Below are 14,431 nucleotides of genomic sequence, written 5' to 3'. Positions count from 1 at the left end.
CACAGGGGATTGCGTACGACCATGAATCACCTGTGGGAGCGAGCCTGCTCGCGAAGACAATTCAGAGGGCGAAGCAGGAAACACCTGCCTCACCCCGTCTGGATCAGAAGAATCCCAACGGATTGATGTCGTAGCTCACCAGCAGGTTCTTGGTCTGCTGGTAATGGTCGAGCATCATTTTGTGGGTTTCACGCCCGACGCCGGACTTCTTGTAACCGCCGAACGCGGCATGCGCCGGATACAGGTGGTAGCAGTTGGTCCACACGCGACCGGCCTTGATCGCCCGGCCCATGCGGTAGGCGCGGTTGATGTCGCGGGTCCACAGGCCGGCGCCGAGGCCGAACTCGGTGTCGTTGGCAATCGCCAGGGCTTCGGCTTCGTCCTTGAAGGTGGTGATGCTCACCACCGGGCCGAAGATTTCTTCCTGGAACACGCGCATCTTGTTGGTGCCCTTGAGCAGGGTCGGCTGGATGTAATAACCGGTGGCCAGGCTGCCCTCGAGTTTTTCCACCTTGCCGCCGGTCAGCAGTTCCGCGCCTTCGCCTTTGGCGATTTCCAGGTACGAGAGGATCTTGTCGAATTGCTGCTCCGATGCCTGGGCGCCGACCATGGTGTCGGTGTCCAGCGGGTCGCCACGTTTGATCTGGCTGACTTTCTTCATCACGGCCTGCATGAATTCGTCGTAGATCGATTCCTGCACCAGCGCGCGGGAAGGGCAGGTGCACACTTCGCCCTGGTTGAAGAACGCCAGCACCAGCCCTTCGGCGGCTTTCTCGATGAAGCTCGGCTCAGCCTGCATGATGTCTTCGAAGAAGATGTTCGGCGACTTGCCGCCCAGTTCCACGGTCGACGGAATGATGTTTTCCGCTGCGCATTTCATGATGTGCGAGCCGACCGGGGTCGAGCCGGTGAAGGCAATCTTGGCGATGCGCTTGCTGGTCGCCAGCGCTTCGCCGGCTTCTTTGCCGAAGCCTTGCACGACGTTGAGCACGCCCGGCGGCAGCAGGTCGCCGATCAGTTCCATCAGCACGCAAATGCCCAGCGGGGTTTGCTCGGCAGGCTTGAGCACCACGCAGTTACCGGCGGCCAGCGCTGGCGCGAGTTTCCACGCCGCCATCAGCAGCGGGAAATTCCACGGGATGATCTGGCCGACCACGCCCAGCGGTTCATGAATGTGATAGGCCACGGTGTTGCCGTCGATTTCCGCAGCGCTGCCTTCCTGAGCGCGCAGGCAACCGGCGAAATAACGGAAATGGTCGGCTGCCAGGGGGATATCGGCGTTGAGGGTTTCACGGATGGCTTTGCCGTTGTCCCAGGTTTCGGTGATCGCCAGCAGTTCGAGATTCTCTTCGATGCGGTCGGCGATTTTCAGCAGGATCAGTGAGCGCGCCTGCACGGAAGTGGCGCCCCACGCATCGGCGGCGGCATGGGCAGCGTCCAGCGCCTTGTCGATGTCTTCGGCGGTGGAGCGAGGGAATTCGGCGATTGGCTGGCCATTGACTGGCGAGGTATTGGTGAAGTACTGACCTTTGACCGGCGCGACGAACTCGCCGCCGATGTAGTTGCCGTACTTGCTCTTGAACGAGACTTTGGCGCCGTCAGTACCGGGGTGGGCGTAACGCATGATGATGTTCTCCTTGGCTTTGTACTTATTAGAGAAACGCGCAAGTGCGCTTGCTATAAGCGTAGAGCAAGGCTCGGGCCACTGCCGTGCAGGTCAGGCAAATCAAGGGCTTGGCCGGTTTGTCTCGGACGAATGGAGTGGCGCTGTGACGGTTTCGGTACAGCGCGAGTGACAGTTTGTACCGCTTGCGGCACAGCCCGTGACCGGACGGTCTTGCCGGCATTGCAATGCCGGAGCCGCTGGAGGATGCTGGGCGTCACCTCATGCTTTGGGCCATCGCGCCCCGGGGAGAACAATAAGAAATGCACGACAACCATTTGAGTCGCCATGCCCGCCAGGTTCTCACCGTCACCCAGGGCAAACCGCACCTGCACGGCCCCGGCGCCGATCCATCGATCGCCCGTTCGTGGCTGCGTTGCCTTGAGGACTATCACCTCGATCCTTCCGTGACCATGGCGCCGACCGTGCTTGAACATGGCCGCGTGCTGGAAAGTCGCGAGCGTCTGCAACAAGTGCTGCAAATCGCCGGCACCGAGATGAGCAGCCTGCATCAACAACTCTCCGGCGCCGGCCACGCGGTGCTGCTGACTGACGCGCGTGGGGTGATCCTCAATTGCGTCACCGCGCCGACCGAACGGAAGATTTTCGAGCGCGCCGGGCTCTGGCTCGGCGCCGACTGGAGCGAAGCCTGCGAAGGCACCAACGGCATCGGCACCTGTCTGGTCGAGCGTCAGGCGCTGACCATTCACCAGGACGAGCATTTTCGCGGCCGCCATACGGGGCTGACCTGTTCGGCGAGCCCGGTGTTCGATCCCCATGGTGAATTGCTGGCGGTACTCGACGTGTCTTCGGCGCGGCCCGACGTCTCGCGGCAGAGCCAGTTCCACACCATGGCGCTGGTCAATCTGTCGGCGAAGATGATCGAGAGCTGCTACTTCCTGCGCTGTTTCGACAACCAATGGTTGCTGCGTTTTCATCTGCAGGCCGAGTCCGTCGGCCTGTTCAGCGAAGGGCTGCTGGCGTTTGACGGCGAAGGGCGGATCAGCGCAGTCAACCAGAGCGCGCTGAACCTGCTCGGGCATATTCGCGGTGGTTTGCTCGGTAAACCGGTGGAAGCGTTTTTCGATTGTTCGCTGGATGACCTGCTTGGTCGCGCGAGTGCCAGCGCCAGCGCCAGTTGGCCGCTGCGCACCCGTGATGGCCGGCATCTGTTTGCCGTGTTGCGCGGCGAATCGCGCAAGCCGACAGCCTTTGTTCCAGCGCCAATCGCTGCTCCAGCGCCACGCCTGTCCGGCATCTGCCTCGGCGATGAAGCGTTGCAGGCGGAATTTCGCAAAGCCCTGCGCGTGTTCGAGCGCGACGTGCCGCTGTTGATCAACGGCGAAACCGGCTCGGGCAAAGAGGCGTTCGCCAAGGCTGTGCACCAGGCCAGCCAGCGCTGCGGCAATGCTTTCGTCGCGCTCAATTGCGCGGCCATTCCCGAAAGCCTGATCGAGAGCGAACTGTTCGGCTATCGCGGCGGCAGCTTCACCGGCGCGCGCAAGGACGGCATGCGCGGCAAGCTGCAACAGGCCGATGGCGGCACTTTGTTCTTGGACGAGATCGGCGACATGCCCTTGGCGTTGCAGACGCGTTTGCTGCGGGTGCTGGAAGATCGGCAAGTGGTGCCGATTGGCGGCGAACCGCAAGCGGTAGACGTGCGCATCATCAGCGCGACGCACCGCAATCTGCTCGAGCGGGTCGAGGACGGCAGTTTCCGTGAAGACCTGTATTACCGCTTGAACGGGCTGGAAGTGGCGTTGCCGGCATTGCGCGAGCGCAGTGATAAATCGCAGTTGCTGGATTTTCTCCTGGCCGAGGAGGCCGGAGGCGAAACGATTCTTATCGACGAAGCCGCGCGGCAGGCGCTGCTGGCGTTCGATTGGCCGGGCAATGTGCGGCAGTTGCGCAATGTCCTGCGTACGCTGGCGGCGTTGTGTGATGGCGGGCGGGTCGGGGTTGAGGATTTGCCGGTGATGATTCGGCAGGCGCGGCCGGCGGTGGTGGCGGCGCAGATTGCCGCGCAGCCATTGGACGACGCCGAGCGTGTCGCATTACTCAATGCGCTTGAGCAGACGCGCTGGCATATGACCCATACAGCGCAGCAACTGGGCGTAAGCCGCAACACCCTTTATAGAAAACTGCGTAAACACGGAATTGAGCGGCGTGTCAGCTGAAAGCCCTCACCCTAACCCTCTCCCAGAGGGAGAGGGGACTGACCGAGGTGTTTTGGCGATTTACGCCGACCTGAAATATCGAGCCGAACTCAGGATTTGAAGGTGTCCGAGATCGGCTCCCTCTCCCCCGGGAGAGGGCTGGGGTGAGGGGCTGCGATCGAAAGCCGGGCCGATTTACGCCGACCTGAAATATTGAGCCGAACTCAGGATTTGAAGGTGTCCGAGATCGGCTCCCTCTCCCCCGGGAGAGGGCTGGGGTGAGGGGCTGCGGTCTGAAGCCGTGCGTAGATGTAGCCGCCAACCCGTCTCCATCCTTCAGCTAAAGAGTGCCATTTCCCCCTCCCTACGCTAACCTGCGGCCATGTTTTACGAGGTCGACTATGCACATTCATATTCTGGGTATCTGCGGGACTTTCATGGGCTCGATGGCGGTGTTGGCCAAAGAGCTGGGCCATCACGTCACCGGCTCCGACGCCAACGTCTATCCGCCGATGAGCACACAGCTCGAGGCCCAGGGCATTCAGCTGACGCAGGGTTATGACCCGGCACAGCTCGATCCGGCGCCGGATCTGGTGGTGATCGGCAATGCCATGTCCCGTGGCAACCCGGCGGTGGAATATGTGCTGAACAAAGGCCTGCCGTACGTCTCCGGCCCGCAGTGGCTGGCTGACCATGTGCTGCAAGGGCGCTGGGTATTGGCCGTGGCCGGTACGCACGGCAAGACCACCACCAGCAGCATGCTCGCCTGGGTGCTGGAGCATGCCGGCATGAGCCCGGGTTTCCTCATCGGCGGCGTGCCGCAGAATTTCTCGGTATCGGCGCGCCTGGGCGGTACGCCGTTTTTTGTGATCGAGGCTGACGAATACGACAGCGCCTTCTTCGACAAGCGCTCGAAATTCGTCCACTACCGTCCACGCACCGCGATCCTGAATAACCTTGAGTTCGATCACGCCGACATCTTCCCTGATCTGCCGGCCATCGAACGTCAGTTCCACCACTTGGTGCGCACCATTCCGAGCGAAGGGCTGGTCATCCACCCGACCACCGAGCCAGCGTTGCAGCGCGTGATCGAGATGGGTTGCTGGACCCCGGTGCAAACCACCGGTGCCGGCGGTCAGTGGCAGGTCAAGCTGCTCAGCGAGGACGGCTCGGCGTTCGAAGTGATGTTCGAAGGCGTGTCCCAGGGCACCGTCGAGTGGGAATTAACCGGTCAACACAACGTCGCCAACGCCCTGGCTGCTCTGGCCGCCGCGCGTCATGTTGGCGTGGTGCCGTCGATGGGCATCGCCGGGTTGAGCGCGTTCAAGAACGTCAAACGACGCATGGAGAAAGTCGCCGAGGTGCGCGGCATCACCATTTATGACGACTTCGCCCATCACCCGACCGCCATCGCTACCACCCTCGACGGCCTGCGCAAACGCATCGGCGACGCGCCATTGATTGCGATCATCGAGCCGCGCTCCAACTCGATGAAGCTCGGCGCCCACCGTGACGGTTTGCCGGACAGTGTGGTCGATGCCGATCAAGTGATCTGGTATGCCCCGGCCAACCTCGGCTGGGACCTCGGCGCCACCGCCGCATTGTGCACGGTGCCGTCGATTGTCAGCGATTCGCTGGAAGGCATCATCGAGCGCGTGAAGAGCCAGGCGCAGCCCGGCACTCACGTGGTGATCATGAGCAACGGCGGCTTCGGCGGCCTGCACGGCAAGCTTGCCGAGGCACTGCAATGAACACTTTTTCGCAGAACGGCGGCCCGGAACGCATCACCCTCGCGATGACCGGCGCTTCGGGCGCGCAGTACGGCTTGCGCCTGCTCGATTGCCTGGTGCGCGAAGATCGCGAAGTGCACTTCCTGATCTCCAAGGCTGCGCAACTGGTGATGGCCACCGAGACTGACGTTTCGCTGCCGAACAAACCGCAGATGATGCAAGCGTTTCTCACCGAATACACCGGCGCCGCCGCCGGGCAGATTCGCGTGTACGGCAAGGAAGACTGGATGTCGCCGGTAGCCTCCGGCTCCGGCGCGCCGGCAGCCATGGTGGTGGTGCCGTGTTCGACCGGCACGTTGTCGGCGATTGCCACCGGCGCCTGCAACAACCTGATCGAGCGCGCGGCGGACGTCACCCTGAAAGAGCGCCGTCAGTTGATTCTGGTGCCGCGTGAGGCGCCGTACTCGAGCATTCATCTGGAGCACATGCTCAAGTTGTCGAATCTGGGCGTGACCATTTTGCCGGCCTCGCCGGGCTTCTATCACCAGCCGCAGACCATCGATGATCTGATCGACTTCGTTGTGGCGCGGATTCTCAATCTGCTCGGCATCCCGCAGGACATGCTGCCGCGTTGGGGCGAGCATCACCTGAGCAGCGATGAATAAGCTGCTGGTGCTTATGCTGGCGCTGCAACTGGGCGGGTGTGCCACCGCGCGCACGCTGGATGCGGCAAAACCCGGCGCACCGGTGGTGTATGCCGGGACGCGGCTGGATTTGTATGCGTTGAACGGCGGCTGCTGCGCGATGGACCGGTTCGGTGCCGAGGCGCCGAGCTATCCGGGAGTGGACCTGCCGGCCAGTGCGCTGCTCGACACGCTGTTGTTGCCGTTGTCGTTGCTCACTGTGATTGGCATCGGATTCCAGGCGACTGGTGGATTGTAAAGGTCAAAAGATCGCAGCCTTCGGCAGCTCCTACAGGGGAATGGGGTCTTCTGTGGGAGCTGCCGAAGGCTGCGATCTTTTGGTTCTGAAAGTCCCGGAGTTATTTGCCTAACTTGCGCAGCTCATCCGACTCGATCACCCGCACCCCATCCTGTTCTTCCAGCGCCAGGCGCCACATCGCTCGTGCCAACTGGCACGCTTCGATGCCGTGGTATTTCCCAGGAATCAGCTTCGACAACGGCCCGGCCAGTTGCTCGACCAGACGCGGTTCGGTGCGTTCGCCGAGCAACAGCGAAGGTCGGCAAATGGTCAGTTGCGGCCAGTTCTGCGCGCGCAGGGCCTGTTCCATTTCACCTTTGACCCGGTTGTAGAACACCGAGGAATTCGGATCGGCGCCAATCGCACTGATCACGATCAGGTGCCGCGCGCCCATTTCCCGCGCGCGCTTGGCAAACGCCACGACCATGTCCAGATCGACTGCGCGAAAGGCTTCTTCGGAGCCGGCCTGCTTGATCGTGGTGCCGAGGCAGCAGTAGGCGATATCGACCCGGCCACTGAGCTGCGGCAGAAACGCCTGCGGGTCGCCGACCGGGTTTTCCAGATGGGGATGCTCGGCCAGCGGCCGGCGCGAAGGGGCGAGGACACGGGTAATGGTTGGCTCGTTGAGCAAACGGTCGAGCAGATGTTCACCGGTCAGTCCGGTGGCTCCGGCAAGCAATACGTGCTGAGGCGTCAAGTACATAGTGTCTCTCCCTTGATACTGTTCAGCTTAGTTGCCTTTTTTCGCCGCGTCGTTCAATGCGCTGCTGTGCAAAGCTTTGCGCGCTTGCTGTTTTCGCAGCAGTTGCCAGTGCGACAGCACGGTTTTCGGCGCCCAAATCTGCGGCTCCGAGGCTTCGAAGCCGTCGGCCAGCTCACGTTCGGCGACGGTGGCCTTGGCCAGTTTGAATGCCTGTTCCAGATCATCAGTCTGGTTCAGTGCCTGGGCGAACAGCGCGTCGCCGAAATAGGTGAAGTTGGCTTCTTCCGAGCAACCGAACGACACCCGATCGGCGCGCGAGGCGGTCATGATCAGCGTGCGTTCATCCTTCAGCGCCGGGATGAAACCACCGGAATAGCACGAGGAAATCACGATGACCTTGTCGCGATGCTTCAGTGGCGCGAGCACGGCGGCGAGTTCATCGGCGGGCAGATCGGCCAGTTCCATGCGCGGCTGATCGAGCACCAGTTCGTGCTCGGCGGTGCCGTGGCTGGTCAGATAAATGAACAGCAGATCTTCCGGCCCGCTGCGTTCGGCGAGGGCTTGCGCGGCGCGGCGCATGTTTTCGCGAGTGGCCATAGGCCGGTCGCCGAGATGATCGCGATGATTGACCAGGCGGATCTGGCCGAAGGCGCCAAAGCGCGTACTGAGCATGTTGGCGACGTAATCGGATTCACGCAGGAACACGCTTTGCTTGCCGTCGCCACCGAGGGTCAGGGTGTACAACTCGACTGCCGGAGTCGAAGCGGGAATCGCCGCCAGTGCGTCATCCAGCAACCGACCTTGGGCGAGCAAACCGAGTTCGAGGGTGTCGGGCAGCAACTTGCCGTCGGCGTCGCGCACGCGTTGGCCGTTGATCCAGGTGCCGCTGAGCACGCTGCCATCGGTCAGCACCAGCGTGCCGCGTCCTGAATAGCTGTCGTTGTCGAAGCCGCCAATGTAGAAGCTGCCATCGGCCAGGTTCAAGCGGCCCTGACCGGTGAAGCGCCAGTCATTGAACACACCGATGTAATGGCTGCCATCAGCACCGATCAGTTCGCCCTTGCCGGTCAGCGCGCCTTCCTTGAACTGGCCGAGCCAGACGTCGCCGTCGGCGTTCTCGTAGCGACCCTTGCCGTGCAGTTGATTGTTCTTGAAGCCGCCGACGTAGATATCGCCGTCGGCGCTGTTGTAGGTGCCGTTGCCTTCCAGTTGACCGTTGACGAAATGACCCGTGAACGAATTGCCGCTGGCATCGCCGCGCTGGCCTTCGCCGTTGGGTTTGCCGTGGGCGAACTGGCCTTGATAGGAGCTGCCGTCATCCATTTCCAGGCGGCCGAGGCCGGAATACTGGTCAGCCTTGAACTCGCCGCGATAGGTCATGCCGTTTTCTTTCAGCGTACCTTCGCCATCGCGCCGGCCCTGCTTGAAGCCACCGGTGTAACTGCTGGCGTTGGTGCTCAGGCTGCCCTGACCATCGAACAGACCTTGCTGAAACTGGCCGCGATAGACCTCACCGTTGGTGCCATGCCATTCGCCCTGCCCGTGCCACTGACCCTTATCGAACTCTCCGGCGTACCAACTGCCGTTGGGATAGTCGACGCGGCCCTGACCTTGCAGCAAGCCGTCGACCAGTTCACCGCGATAGCGACCGCCATCGGGCAGGCGCGCATCCGGCGGCAACAGCGATTCGCCGTCGCCGCAAGCGGTGAGTATCAGGGTCAGGGCAAGGGGTGCAAGTCGAGCGATTGAGCGCATAGCGGGATCCGGGCAATTAGGCGACCGAGTATGCCGCAGCTATGCGTCGCATATATACAGACGTGACGCGAAACAGCGTGCGCTGCTTCGCATCCGGGATGATCAGACGAAGCAGAGTGACAGCGGCTCGGCGATGTAGGCCGGTTTGTCCGAGCCTTCTATCTCCAGTGTCGCGGTAGCCTTGAGCAACCACTGGCCGGGTTTTTTCTCGGTGACTTCGACCATGTCGACCTTCAGTCGGACTTTCGAGTTGACCTTGACCGGCTGGATGAAACGCACGCTGTCCAGGCCATAGTTGACGACCATCTTCACGCCTTCGGGCAGCACGAGGATGTCTTCCATCAGTTTCGGCATCAGCGACAGCGACAGGAAACCATGGGCGATCGTGCTGCCAAACGGCGTTTGCGCGGCCTTGACCGGATCGACGTGAATGAACTGAAAATCACCGGTGGCTTCGGCGAACAGGTTGATGCGCTCCTGATCGATGGTGAGCCATTCGGAACGTCCAAGTTCCTTGCCGACATAATCCTTGAGCTCTGCAACGGGAACATAGGGCATTGAGACTCTCCTTGGGTTCATCTGTTTTATAGTTTTTCAGGGGGCGGATTTGACCGGCCTGCGAACCACTGTAGATCATCATGGCGATTTGCTCAGGTCAACCGACCATGCTTTTGGCGAATGCCGGGCCATAGCGCCGGCATGCTTATAATGCCGAGCCCCTGCTGGCTGAAAATGTAAGACGGAGATGTCGGATGTTGTTACGTGGCCTGACCCTGCTGGTGCTGTTCCAATTGCTTGGCACCGCGCTCAATCATTTGCTGTTGCCGATATTGCCGGGGCCGATCATCGGGCTGCTGCTGTTGCTGGTGTTCCTGATCATTCGCGGTGAAGTCGGCGAGCCGTTGAATCAGGCAGCGGGCAGTCTGCTGCGTTATCTGCCGTTGCTGCTGGTGCCGCCGGCGGTGGGCGTGATGGTGTATGCCACGGCGATTGCTGCGGATTTCTGGGCGATTGTCGGCGCGCTGGTGGTCTCGCTGATCCTGTCGATGGCCTTTGCCGGCGTGCTCATGCAGCGGCTGGTCAAACGTCACGCGCCGCCGGCGGAGGAGTCCTGATGCTGTTTGACTGGCAAGGCGCGTGGGCGTCGGTGATTCATCATCCGCTGTTCGGCATCGGCATCACCCTTGGCGCCTATCAACTGGTGCTGGCGGCGTTCGAGAAAACCCGCTGGATCTTTCTGCAACCGGTGCTGGTCTCCATGTTGTTGGTGATCGGTGTGCTGGTCGGCTGCGGCCTGACCTACGCGGAATACCGCAAGAGCACCGAGATCCTCAGCATTCTGCTGGGGCCGGCCACGGTGGCGCTGGCGGTGCCGCTGTATTTGAATCTGCGGCGCATTCGCCAATTGTTCTGGCCGATTTTTACTACGCTGGTGATAGGCGGGGTAGTGGCAACGGGCATGGGCGTGGCGCTGGGCTGGTGGTTCGGTGCCGATCACATGATCCTGATGACCATGGCGCCGAAATCGGTGACCTCGCCGATCGCCATGCTGGTCGCCGAGCAGATCGGCGGCGTGGCGGCGCTGGCAGCGGTGTTTGTGCTGATCACCGGAGTGATCGGCGCGATCTTCGGTCCGGCGCTGCTGACCCGCCTCGGCGTGCACAGCCCCGAAGCGCGCGGCATGGCGCTGGGCATGACCGCGCATGCGGTCGGCACGGCGGTGGCGATGCAGGAAAACGACGAGTGCGGCGCGTTCGCCGCGCTGGCGATGAGTCTGATGGGCGTGGCCACGGCGGTGTTCCTGCCGTTGGCGGTGTCGATGGTGGTGTAAGGAAATGTCTATGAGTCTGCCGCTTTTTCCGCTGAACACGGTGCTGTTCCCCGGCTGCAATCTCGACTTGCAGATCTTCGAGGCGCGCTATCTCGACATGATCGGCCGCTGCATGAAGCAGGGCGTCGGTTTCGGTGTGGTGTGCATCCTTGAGGGCAGCGAAGTCGGCGTCGCGCCGGAAGGTTTTGCGCTGGTCGGCTGCGAGGCGCGGATCACCGATTTCCAGCAACAGGACAACGGCCTGCTCGGCATTCGTGTCCAGGGCGGGCGGCGTTTCACCGTGTTGCGCACCGAAGTACAGCGCGACCAACTGATTCTGGCCGACGTCGAATGGCTGGACGACGAGCCCGAGCAACCGTTACAGGACGAGGACGCCGATCTGGTCGCGCTGCTCAAGGCGCTGGCCGAACACCCGATGGTCGAAGCGTTGGATATGGGCACCGAAGCCGCCGGGCAACAGGCGCTGGCCAATCAGCTTGCCTATCTGTTGCCCTTCGCTGAAGAAGACAAGATCGATCTGCTGCAACTCGACGACCCTCAGCAACGGCTGGATGCAATTCAGGCATTGCTCGATGAGTTGCAGGGCGAGTTGTTTGCCTAGTTGCACTCTGAATCAACTGATCGCTTTTGCCAGCATTGTTCTGATCATGCCTTTGCCTTAGTTTCAAGTTGTCCGCAGGAAGCGGATGACTTGAACAAGAACAAGGACGAAAGCATGACTGTATATGAAGATGAATGGGCGTTCTGGGACGATATTGCCGGCAAGTATATTCTGAAAAATGCCGGTACTGATCATAACGCCGGCCTCGTAATCGAGGCGGCAGCGAATTATGCCGATCGCATGGTAATAGCCCGACGTAAACGCAAGTCTGGAAAGATCCCTGACGGGGATATACCGCGGATGTTGGCAACAGCCGCAACCATCGCGACCGCGACCGCTATTTGATTTTTCCCTTTTCAGTATTTATCTGCCGATGCAGTTGAGTCACGGCAGAGCGTTTATCAGTGGGTAACCCTATGTCTTTGGCAAAAATAAACAATAAGAGCTTCACGGCAAATCTTTATCTGGATGGTCGACCGGTCGTTCTCAATCAACAGCGTCTGCAACAGGTGTTGCGAGACAAGCGGATAACCCTGGGCGAAAAACTGGAGGCTGAGGTAGGACTGACGAGCCTGCGGACATCCAGCTTCATTACGCTGGCTGACCATGAGGATGATGACCCGCTGGTGTTGAAATTCGTTCCTCAGGGTGATTATTACGCAGTCCACCTGGTGCATCCGGGCGCGTTTGACGGTGCGCAGATTTTCATCGAGGACAAGACCCATAACCTGTTGGCAAGCACCAGCGCCCCGCAGCATTACTTTTCAATCAGTACGTATGGGGCGCCGAAGGCTTCCCTCAACGATATCGCTTCCGGTGCGGCACTTATCGAGTTGAACAGCGAGCCGCAGGACAAGCCGCTGTATCGGCAGTTGAGCGATGGCATGAGTTTGTTTCTGGACACAGACCCCAATGTCACAGGGCATAACGCCTTCAACAGCAAACCAGCACGATTGGTGATCAAAGTCGTTAAATAACGTACAGCAGCAGATTCATGAAAAGGCGCCATTCATTTTCAATGAATGGCGCCTTTTTTCATGGGCGGTAGTGTTCGGCCACAGGCCAGGTCACATCATCGGAACAGGTCTTCCCGCCTTTTGGCAGCTTTAACACGACGCCACCGGATTGGGCTATTTGATCTATCAATCGGTCATAGGCATTGCTTCCATGCCAATACATATCCTCACCATCAGTGCCTGCCCAGGTTGCCTTTTCGATCGCATCCGCATTGTCGCCTGCCTGCCTTAACACATCCTCGACACGCGCTGCCTGGCTCAGATCCGATCGCACCAGCCAGATCCTTTCGGCGCTGATACCCCGGGTGGGCATGGAAATCCGCCCTTCGTAGGTATCCCCCTCAAAGTCCCTGTTATTCAGGTAGATGTTTTCCACCCGCGGGACCACTTCGATGCTGCGAGTGTCGATGACATACATAAAGCCAAGTGCCTGTTTGCGCCGCAGCAATGGGTAATCACGCGAGTTGTCCATCTCAAATGATGTATCCGACTCCTCACCCGAACTGAATCGATTTCCGCTGGATGAGTCACTGTCGGAAAAATGCCCCGCATAGCGGTTGGCCTGGCTGTTGTAGTGGCGGGGGTTGGAATAGTAGTCAAAACTCAAATAATGGACGCCGTCACCCAAAGAAAATGTCGCGCTGAAAGCATGTTTGGTTGTGGTGTCGGAAGGGTTGCCCCGCAACTTCACCAACCGCTTGTCCCGCGCCAGTTCAAAGGGGGTACGCAAATCGGCGCGGAACATTGCAGGGATGTCCGTACGATAAAGATAGTCATGCTTGTTGCGCTTGTAGCCTGCATATTCGAGATAGCTGTTCAGAAAGCTTTCTTCATAACGTTGACTAACGTCAGGCAGATCGCTCTCACCCCCTTCACCTTCTTCTCTAAGCTTCAGACTGAACGGGCCCAGTTCCTCCGCAATGTGCTCGAACCTTTTCTCGTCCGGGCCGTTTTGTGTCATTTGTCTGTGCTGTCCGGCCCACTCCGGGAAGCCGTCTTCCATGTCTGCACGCAAGCGTTTTTGCTGAGCGACGCTCAGATTGTAACTGCGTAAAAGCTCGGCACATTCGCTGCGCGTTTTCTCCGGGTGGGACCACTTCATGGAGTCCAGAAGGAATTTATGATGGTCCTTGATATCCCTGCGTCTTGCCCACGCTGGCGGACCGCCGTTTGCTTGGGCTTCGGTACGAAAGGCATGGATTTGTGCATCGCGCAGGTTATACGCATCCCAGATTTCGCCGTCGGTCCAGTGCGCAAGCTGCAAAGGCAAGGAAGGGTCCGGACGTGCCTCGCTCGGGTCTGCTTTGATCAGTCTGCCGTGCTTGTCCCGAAAGGCGAAGCCGACATTCAAACGCGAGGTGACCCGCCCTTGATGGGGCGTTTCCTGCCATTCGTGTACTGCGTAATAGCCTTGCGCATCCGGTACAGCTGCGGAATAGGATCCGGCCCGACGATCGGATGGGTACTCCTCGACGAGCTTGTTCAAGCTCCACAAGTCAGTGTCGGCGACTCGATAAAGAGGCGGTCCGGATGGCACTCGCTCGCTCGGCAGCCTGGCGCGCCAGGCCTTCATCAGGTCGTGATACGCCACCATCACCGTTTGCCCTGCGGCGGTGCCGTCATCATTGGCGATGTCGGCAAACTGACGACCCTTATAAACCCTCAGGCCGTTCGCATTGCAGGCGAGGGTCTGATCGACGCTTTGCAAGTAGAGTTCCAGTGGCAAGCCTGTTGTTCGAGGTCGAGGAGCTTGCGTCTCGCGCATCTGCGAGACCGTGATGTTCGCATCCACTTGTCCGTGATTGTCAAAGGCGCTGGGGCCGGTGCCAGGCGTTTCGTTCAAACCGTCCGGTCTGATTCGTCCTGGCAAATGGAAGTCCAGATCTGTCAAGCGATCGGGTTGTGAAGGACGGGATGTTGAACCGGTGGATGTATCGGCCGTCGGTGAAGGGCGCACGCCTCCTGGTTTTTGTCGCATGAAAAAACTCCTTTTTT

At 60.2% G+C, this 14,431-nt stretch carries 14 protein-coding genes; 9 read left to right on the top strand and 5 right to left on the bottom strand.

Annotated elements, in window-relative coordinates:
- Nucleotides 1-103 precede the first annotated feature (103 nt).
- Entirely contained in the window at nucleotides 104-1,624 is a 1,521-nt protein-coding gene (locus tag PspCFBP13508_RS21895) for an aldehyde dehydrogenase family protein (RefSeq protein ID WP_024014465.1), read from the bottom strand.
- Nucleotides 1,625-1,926: 302 nt separating this feature from the next.
- On the opposite strand from PspCFBP13508_RS21895, the gene PspCFBP13508_RS21890 reads away from it, so the two are divergent.
- The 4 genes from PspCFBP13508_RS21890 (at nucleotide 1,927) to PspCFBP13508_RS21875 (ending at nucleotide 6,491) form a co-directional block, all read left to right on the top strand.
- Nucleotides 1,927-3,840 carry a sigma-54-dependent Fis family transcriptional regulator gene (locus tag PspCFBP13508_RS21890; RefSeq protein ID WP_137215672.1) on the top strand — a complete coding sequence of 638 codons (1,914 nt, stop codon included), beginning with the start codon at nucleotides 1,927-1,929 and terminating at the stop codon, nucleotides 3,838-3,840.
- Between the two features lie 380 nt (nucleotides 3,841-4,220).
- Nucleotides 4,221-5,570 carry a UDP-N-acetylmuramate:L-alanyl-gamma-D-glutamyl-meso-diaminopimelate ligase gene (gene mpl, locus PspCFBP13508_RS21885; protein ID WP_016773007.1) on the top strand — a complete coding sequence of 450 codons (1,350 nt, stop codon included), beginning with the start codon at nucleotides 4,221-4,223 and terminating at the stop codon, nucleotides 5,568-5,570.
- Nucleotides 5,567-6,214, top strand: a complete 648-nt coding sequence (gene ubiX / locus PspCFBP13508_RS21880; protein WP_137215671.1) for a flavin prenyltransferase UbiX — start codon at nucleotides 5,567-5,569, stop codon at nucleotides 6,212-6,214. Before mpl ends, ubiX begins: the two co-directional genes overlap by 4 nt.
- Nucleotides 6,207-6,491 carry a YceK/YidQ family lipoprotein gene (locus PspCFBP13508_RS21875; protein WP_137215670.1) on the top strand — a complete coding sequence of 95 codons (285 nt, stop codon included), beginning with the start codon at nucleotides 6,207-6,209 and terminating at the stop codon, nucleotides 6,489-6,491. Before ubiX ends, PspCFBP13508_RS21875 begins: the two co-directional genes overlap by 8 nt.
- A 100-nt stretch (nucleotides 6,492-6,591) precedes the next feature.
- Here the strand turns inward: PspCFBP13508_RS21875 and PspCFBP13508_RS21870 are convergent, their stop codons facing one another.
- The 3 genes from PspCFBP13508_RS21870 to PspCFBP13508_RS21860 all read right to left on the bottom strand — a co-directional run bounded on the left by PspCFBP13508_RS21870 (nucleotide 6,592) and on the right by PspCFBP13508_RS21860 (nucleotide 9,546).
- Nucleotides 6,592-7,233 (bottom strand): oxidoreductase, encoded by a 642-nt coding sequence (locus PspCFBP13508_RS21870; RefSeq protein ID WP_016773010.1) that lies wholly within the window; start codon nucleotides 7,231-7,233, stop codon nucleotides 6,592-6,594.
- Nucleotides 7,234-7,260: 27 nt separating this feature from the next.
- On the bottom strand, nucleotides 7,261-8,988 hold the full coding sequence (locus tag PspCFBP13508_RS21865; RefSeq protein WP_137215669.1) for a C13 family peptidase: 1,728 nt from the start codon (nucleotides 8,986-8,988) through the stop codon (nucleotides 7,261-7,263).
- 102 nt (nucleotides 8,989-9,090) lie between these two features.
- Nucleotides 9,091-9,546 carry a MaoC family dehydratase gene (locus PspCFBP13508_RS21860; protein WP_016773011.1) on the bottom strand — a complete coding sequence of 152 codons (456 nt, stop codon included), beginning with the start codon at nucleotides 9,544-9,546 and terminating at the stop codon, nucleotides 9,091-9,093.
- Between the two features lie 194 nt (nucleotides 9,547-9,740).
- Here PspCFBP13508_RS21860 and PspCFBP13508_RS21855 point away from each other — a divergent pair, with 194 nt between their 5' ends.
- The 5 genes from PspCFBP13508_RS21855 (at nucleotide 9,741) to PspCFBP13508_RS21835 (ending at nucleotide 12,397) form a co-directional block, all read left to right on the top strand.
- Complete coding sequence (locus tag PspCFBP13508_RS21855) at nucleotides 9,741-10,103, top strand: CidA/LrgA family protein (RefSeq protein ID WP_016773012.1); 363 nt, start codon at nucleotides 9,741-9,743, stop codon at nucleotides 10,101-10,103.
- Nucleotides 10,103-10,819, top strand: a complete 717-nt coding sequence (locus tag PspCFBP13508_RS21850; protein ID WP_016773013.1) for an LrgB family protein — start codon at nucleotides 10,103-10,105, stop codon at nucleotides 10,817-10,819. Before PspCFBP13508_RS21855 ends, PspCFBP13508_RS21850 begins: the two co-directional genes overlap by 1 nt.
- A 10-nt stretch (nucleotides 10,820-10,829) precedes the next feature.
- Nucleotides 10,830-11,420, top strand: a complete 591-nt coding sequence (locus PspCFBP13508_RS21845; RefSeq protein WP_137215668.1) for an LON peptidase substrate-binding domain-containing protein — start codon at nucleotides 10,830-10,832, stop codon at nucleotides 11,418-11,420.
- 90 nt (nucleotides 11,421-11,510) lie between these two features.
- Complete coding sequence (locus PspCFBP13508_RS27355) at nucleotides 11,511-11,765, top strand: hypothetical protein (RefSeq protein ID WP_130912119.1); 255 nt, start codon at nucleotides 11,511-11,513, stop codon at nucleotides 11,763-11,765.
- A 71-nt stretch (nucleotides 11,766-11,836) separates the two neighbouring features.
- Nucleotides 11,837-12,397 carry a hypothetical protein gene (locus PspCFBP13508_RS21835; RefSeq protein WP_137215667.1) on the top strand — a complete coding sequence of 187 codons (561 nt, stop codon included), beginning with the start codon at nucleotides 11,837-11,839 and terminating at the stop codon, nucleotides 12,395-12,397.
- Nucleotides 12,398-12,455: 58 nt separating this feature from the next.
- Here PspCFBP13508_RS21835 and PspCFBP13508_RS21830 read toward each other — a convergent pair whose 3' ends face one another.
- The gene (locus PspCFBP13508_RS21830) at nucleotides 12,456-14,414 is read right to left on the bottom strand and encodes a hypothetical protein (RefSeq protein ID WP_137215666.1); all 1,959 of its coding nucleotides are present in this window, start codon (nucleotides 14,412-14,414) and stop codon (nucleotides 12,456-12,458) included.
- Nucleotides 14,415-14,431: the final 17 nt, after the last annotated feature.

Origin of the sequence: Pseudomonas sp. CFBP13508 (genome assembly GCF_005233515.1) — a bacterium.
In the GTDB taxonomy this organism is placed as follows: Bacteria; Pseudomonadota; Gammaproteobacteria; order Pseudomonadales; family Pseudomonadaceae; genus Aquipseudomonas; species Aquipseudomonas mercuritolerans.
The sequence above is the reverse complement of the archived record's forward strand: the minus strand, read 5'-3'. Positions and strand labels throughout refer to the sequence as shown.

Excerpts from the sequence above, each read along its gene's own strand:
- PspCFBP13508_RS21890 (WP_137215672.1), top strand. The coding sequence starts at position 1,927 with ATGCACGACAACCATTTGAGTCGCCATGCCCGCCAGGTTCTCACCGTC.
- PspCFBP13508_RS21895 (WP_024014465.1), bottom strand. The coding sequence starts at position 1,624 with ATGCGTTACGCCCACCCCGGTACTGACGGCGCCAAAGTCTCGTTCAAG.
- PspCFBP13508_RS21870 (WP_016773010.1), bottom strand. The coding sequence starts at position 7,233 with ATGTACTTGACGCCTCAGCACGTATTGCTTGCCGGAGCCACCGGACTG.
- PspCFBP13508_RS21865 (WP_137215669.1), bottom strand. The coding sequence starts at position 8,988 with ATGCGCTCAATCGCTCGACTTGCACCCCTTGCCCTGACCCTGATACTC.
- mpl (WP_016773007.1), top strand. The coding sequence starts at position 4,221 with ATGCACATTCATATTCTGGGTATCTGCGGGACTTTCATGGGCTCGATG.
- PspCFBP13508_RS21855 (WP_016773012.1), top strand. The coding sequence starts at position 9,741 with ATGTTGTTACGTGGCCTGACCCTGCTGGTGCTGTTCCAATTGCTTGGC.
- PspCFBP13508_RS21860 (WP_016773011.1), bottom strand. The coding sequence starts at position 9,546 with ATGCCCTATGTTCCCGTTGCAGAGCTCAAGGATTATGTCGGCAAGGAA.
- PspCFBP13508_RS21835 (WP_137215667.1), top strand. The coding sequence starts at position 11,837 with ATGTCTTTGGCAAAAATAAACAATAAGAGCTTCACGGCAAATCTTTAT.
- PspCFBP13508_RS21875 (WP_137215670.1), top strand. The coding sequence starts at position 6,207 with ATGAATAAGCTGCTGGTGCTTATGCTGGCGCTGCAACTGGGCGGGTGT.
- ubiX (WP_137215671.1), top strand. The coding sequence starts at position 5,567 with ATGAACACTTTTTCGCAGAACGGCGGCCCGGAACGCATCACCCTCGCG.
- PspCFBP13508_RS21845 (WP_137215668.1), top strand. The coding sequence starts at position 10,830 with ATGAGTCTGCCGCTTTTTCCGCTGAACACGGTGCTGTTCCCCGGCTGC.
- PspCFBP13508_RS21850 (WP_016773013.1), top strand. The coding sequence starts at position 10,103 with ATGCTGTTTGACTGGCAAGGCGCGTGGGCGTCGGTGATTCATCATCCG.
- PspCFBP13508_RS21830 (WP_137215666.1), bottom strand. The coding sequence starts at position 14,414 with ATGCGACAAAAACCAGGAGGCGTGCGCCCTTCACCGACGGCCGATACA.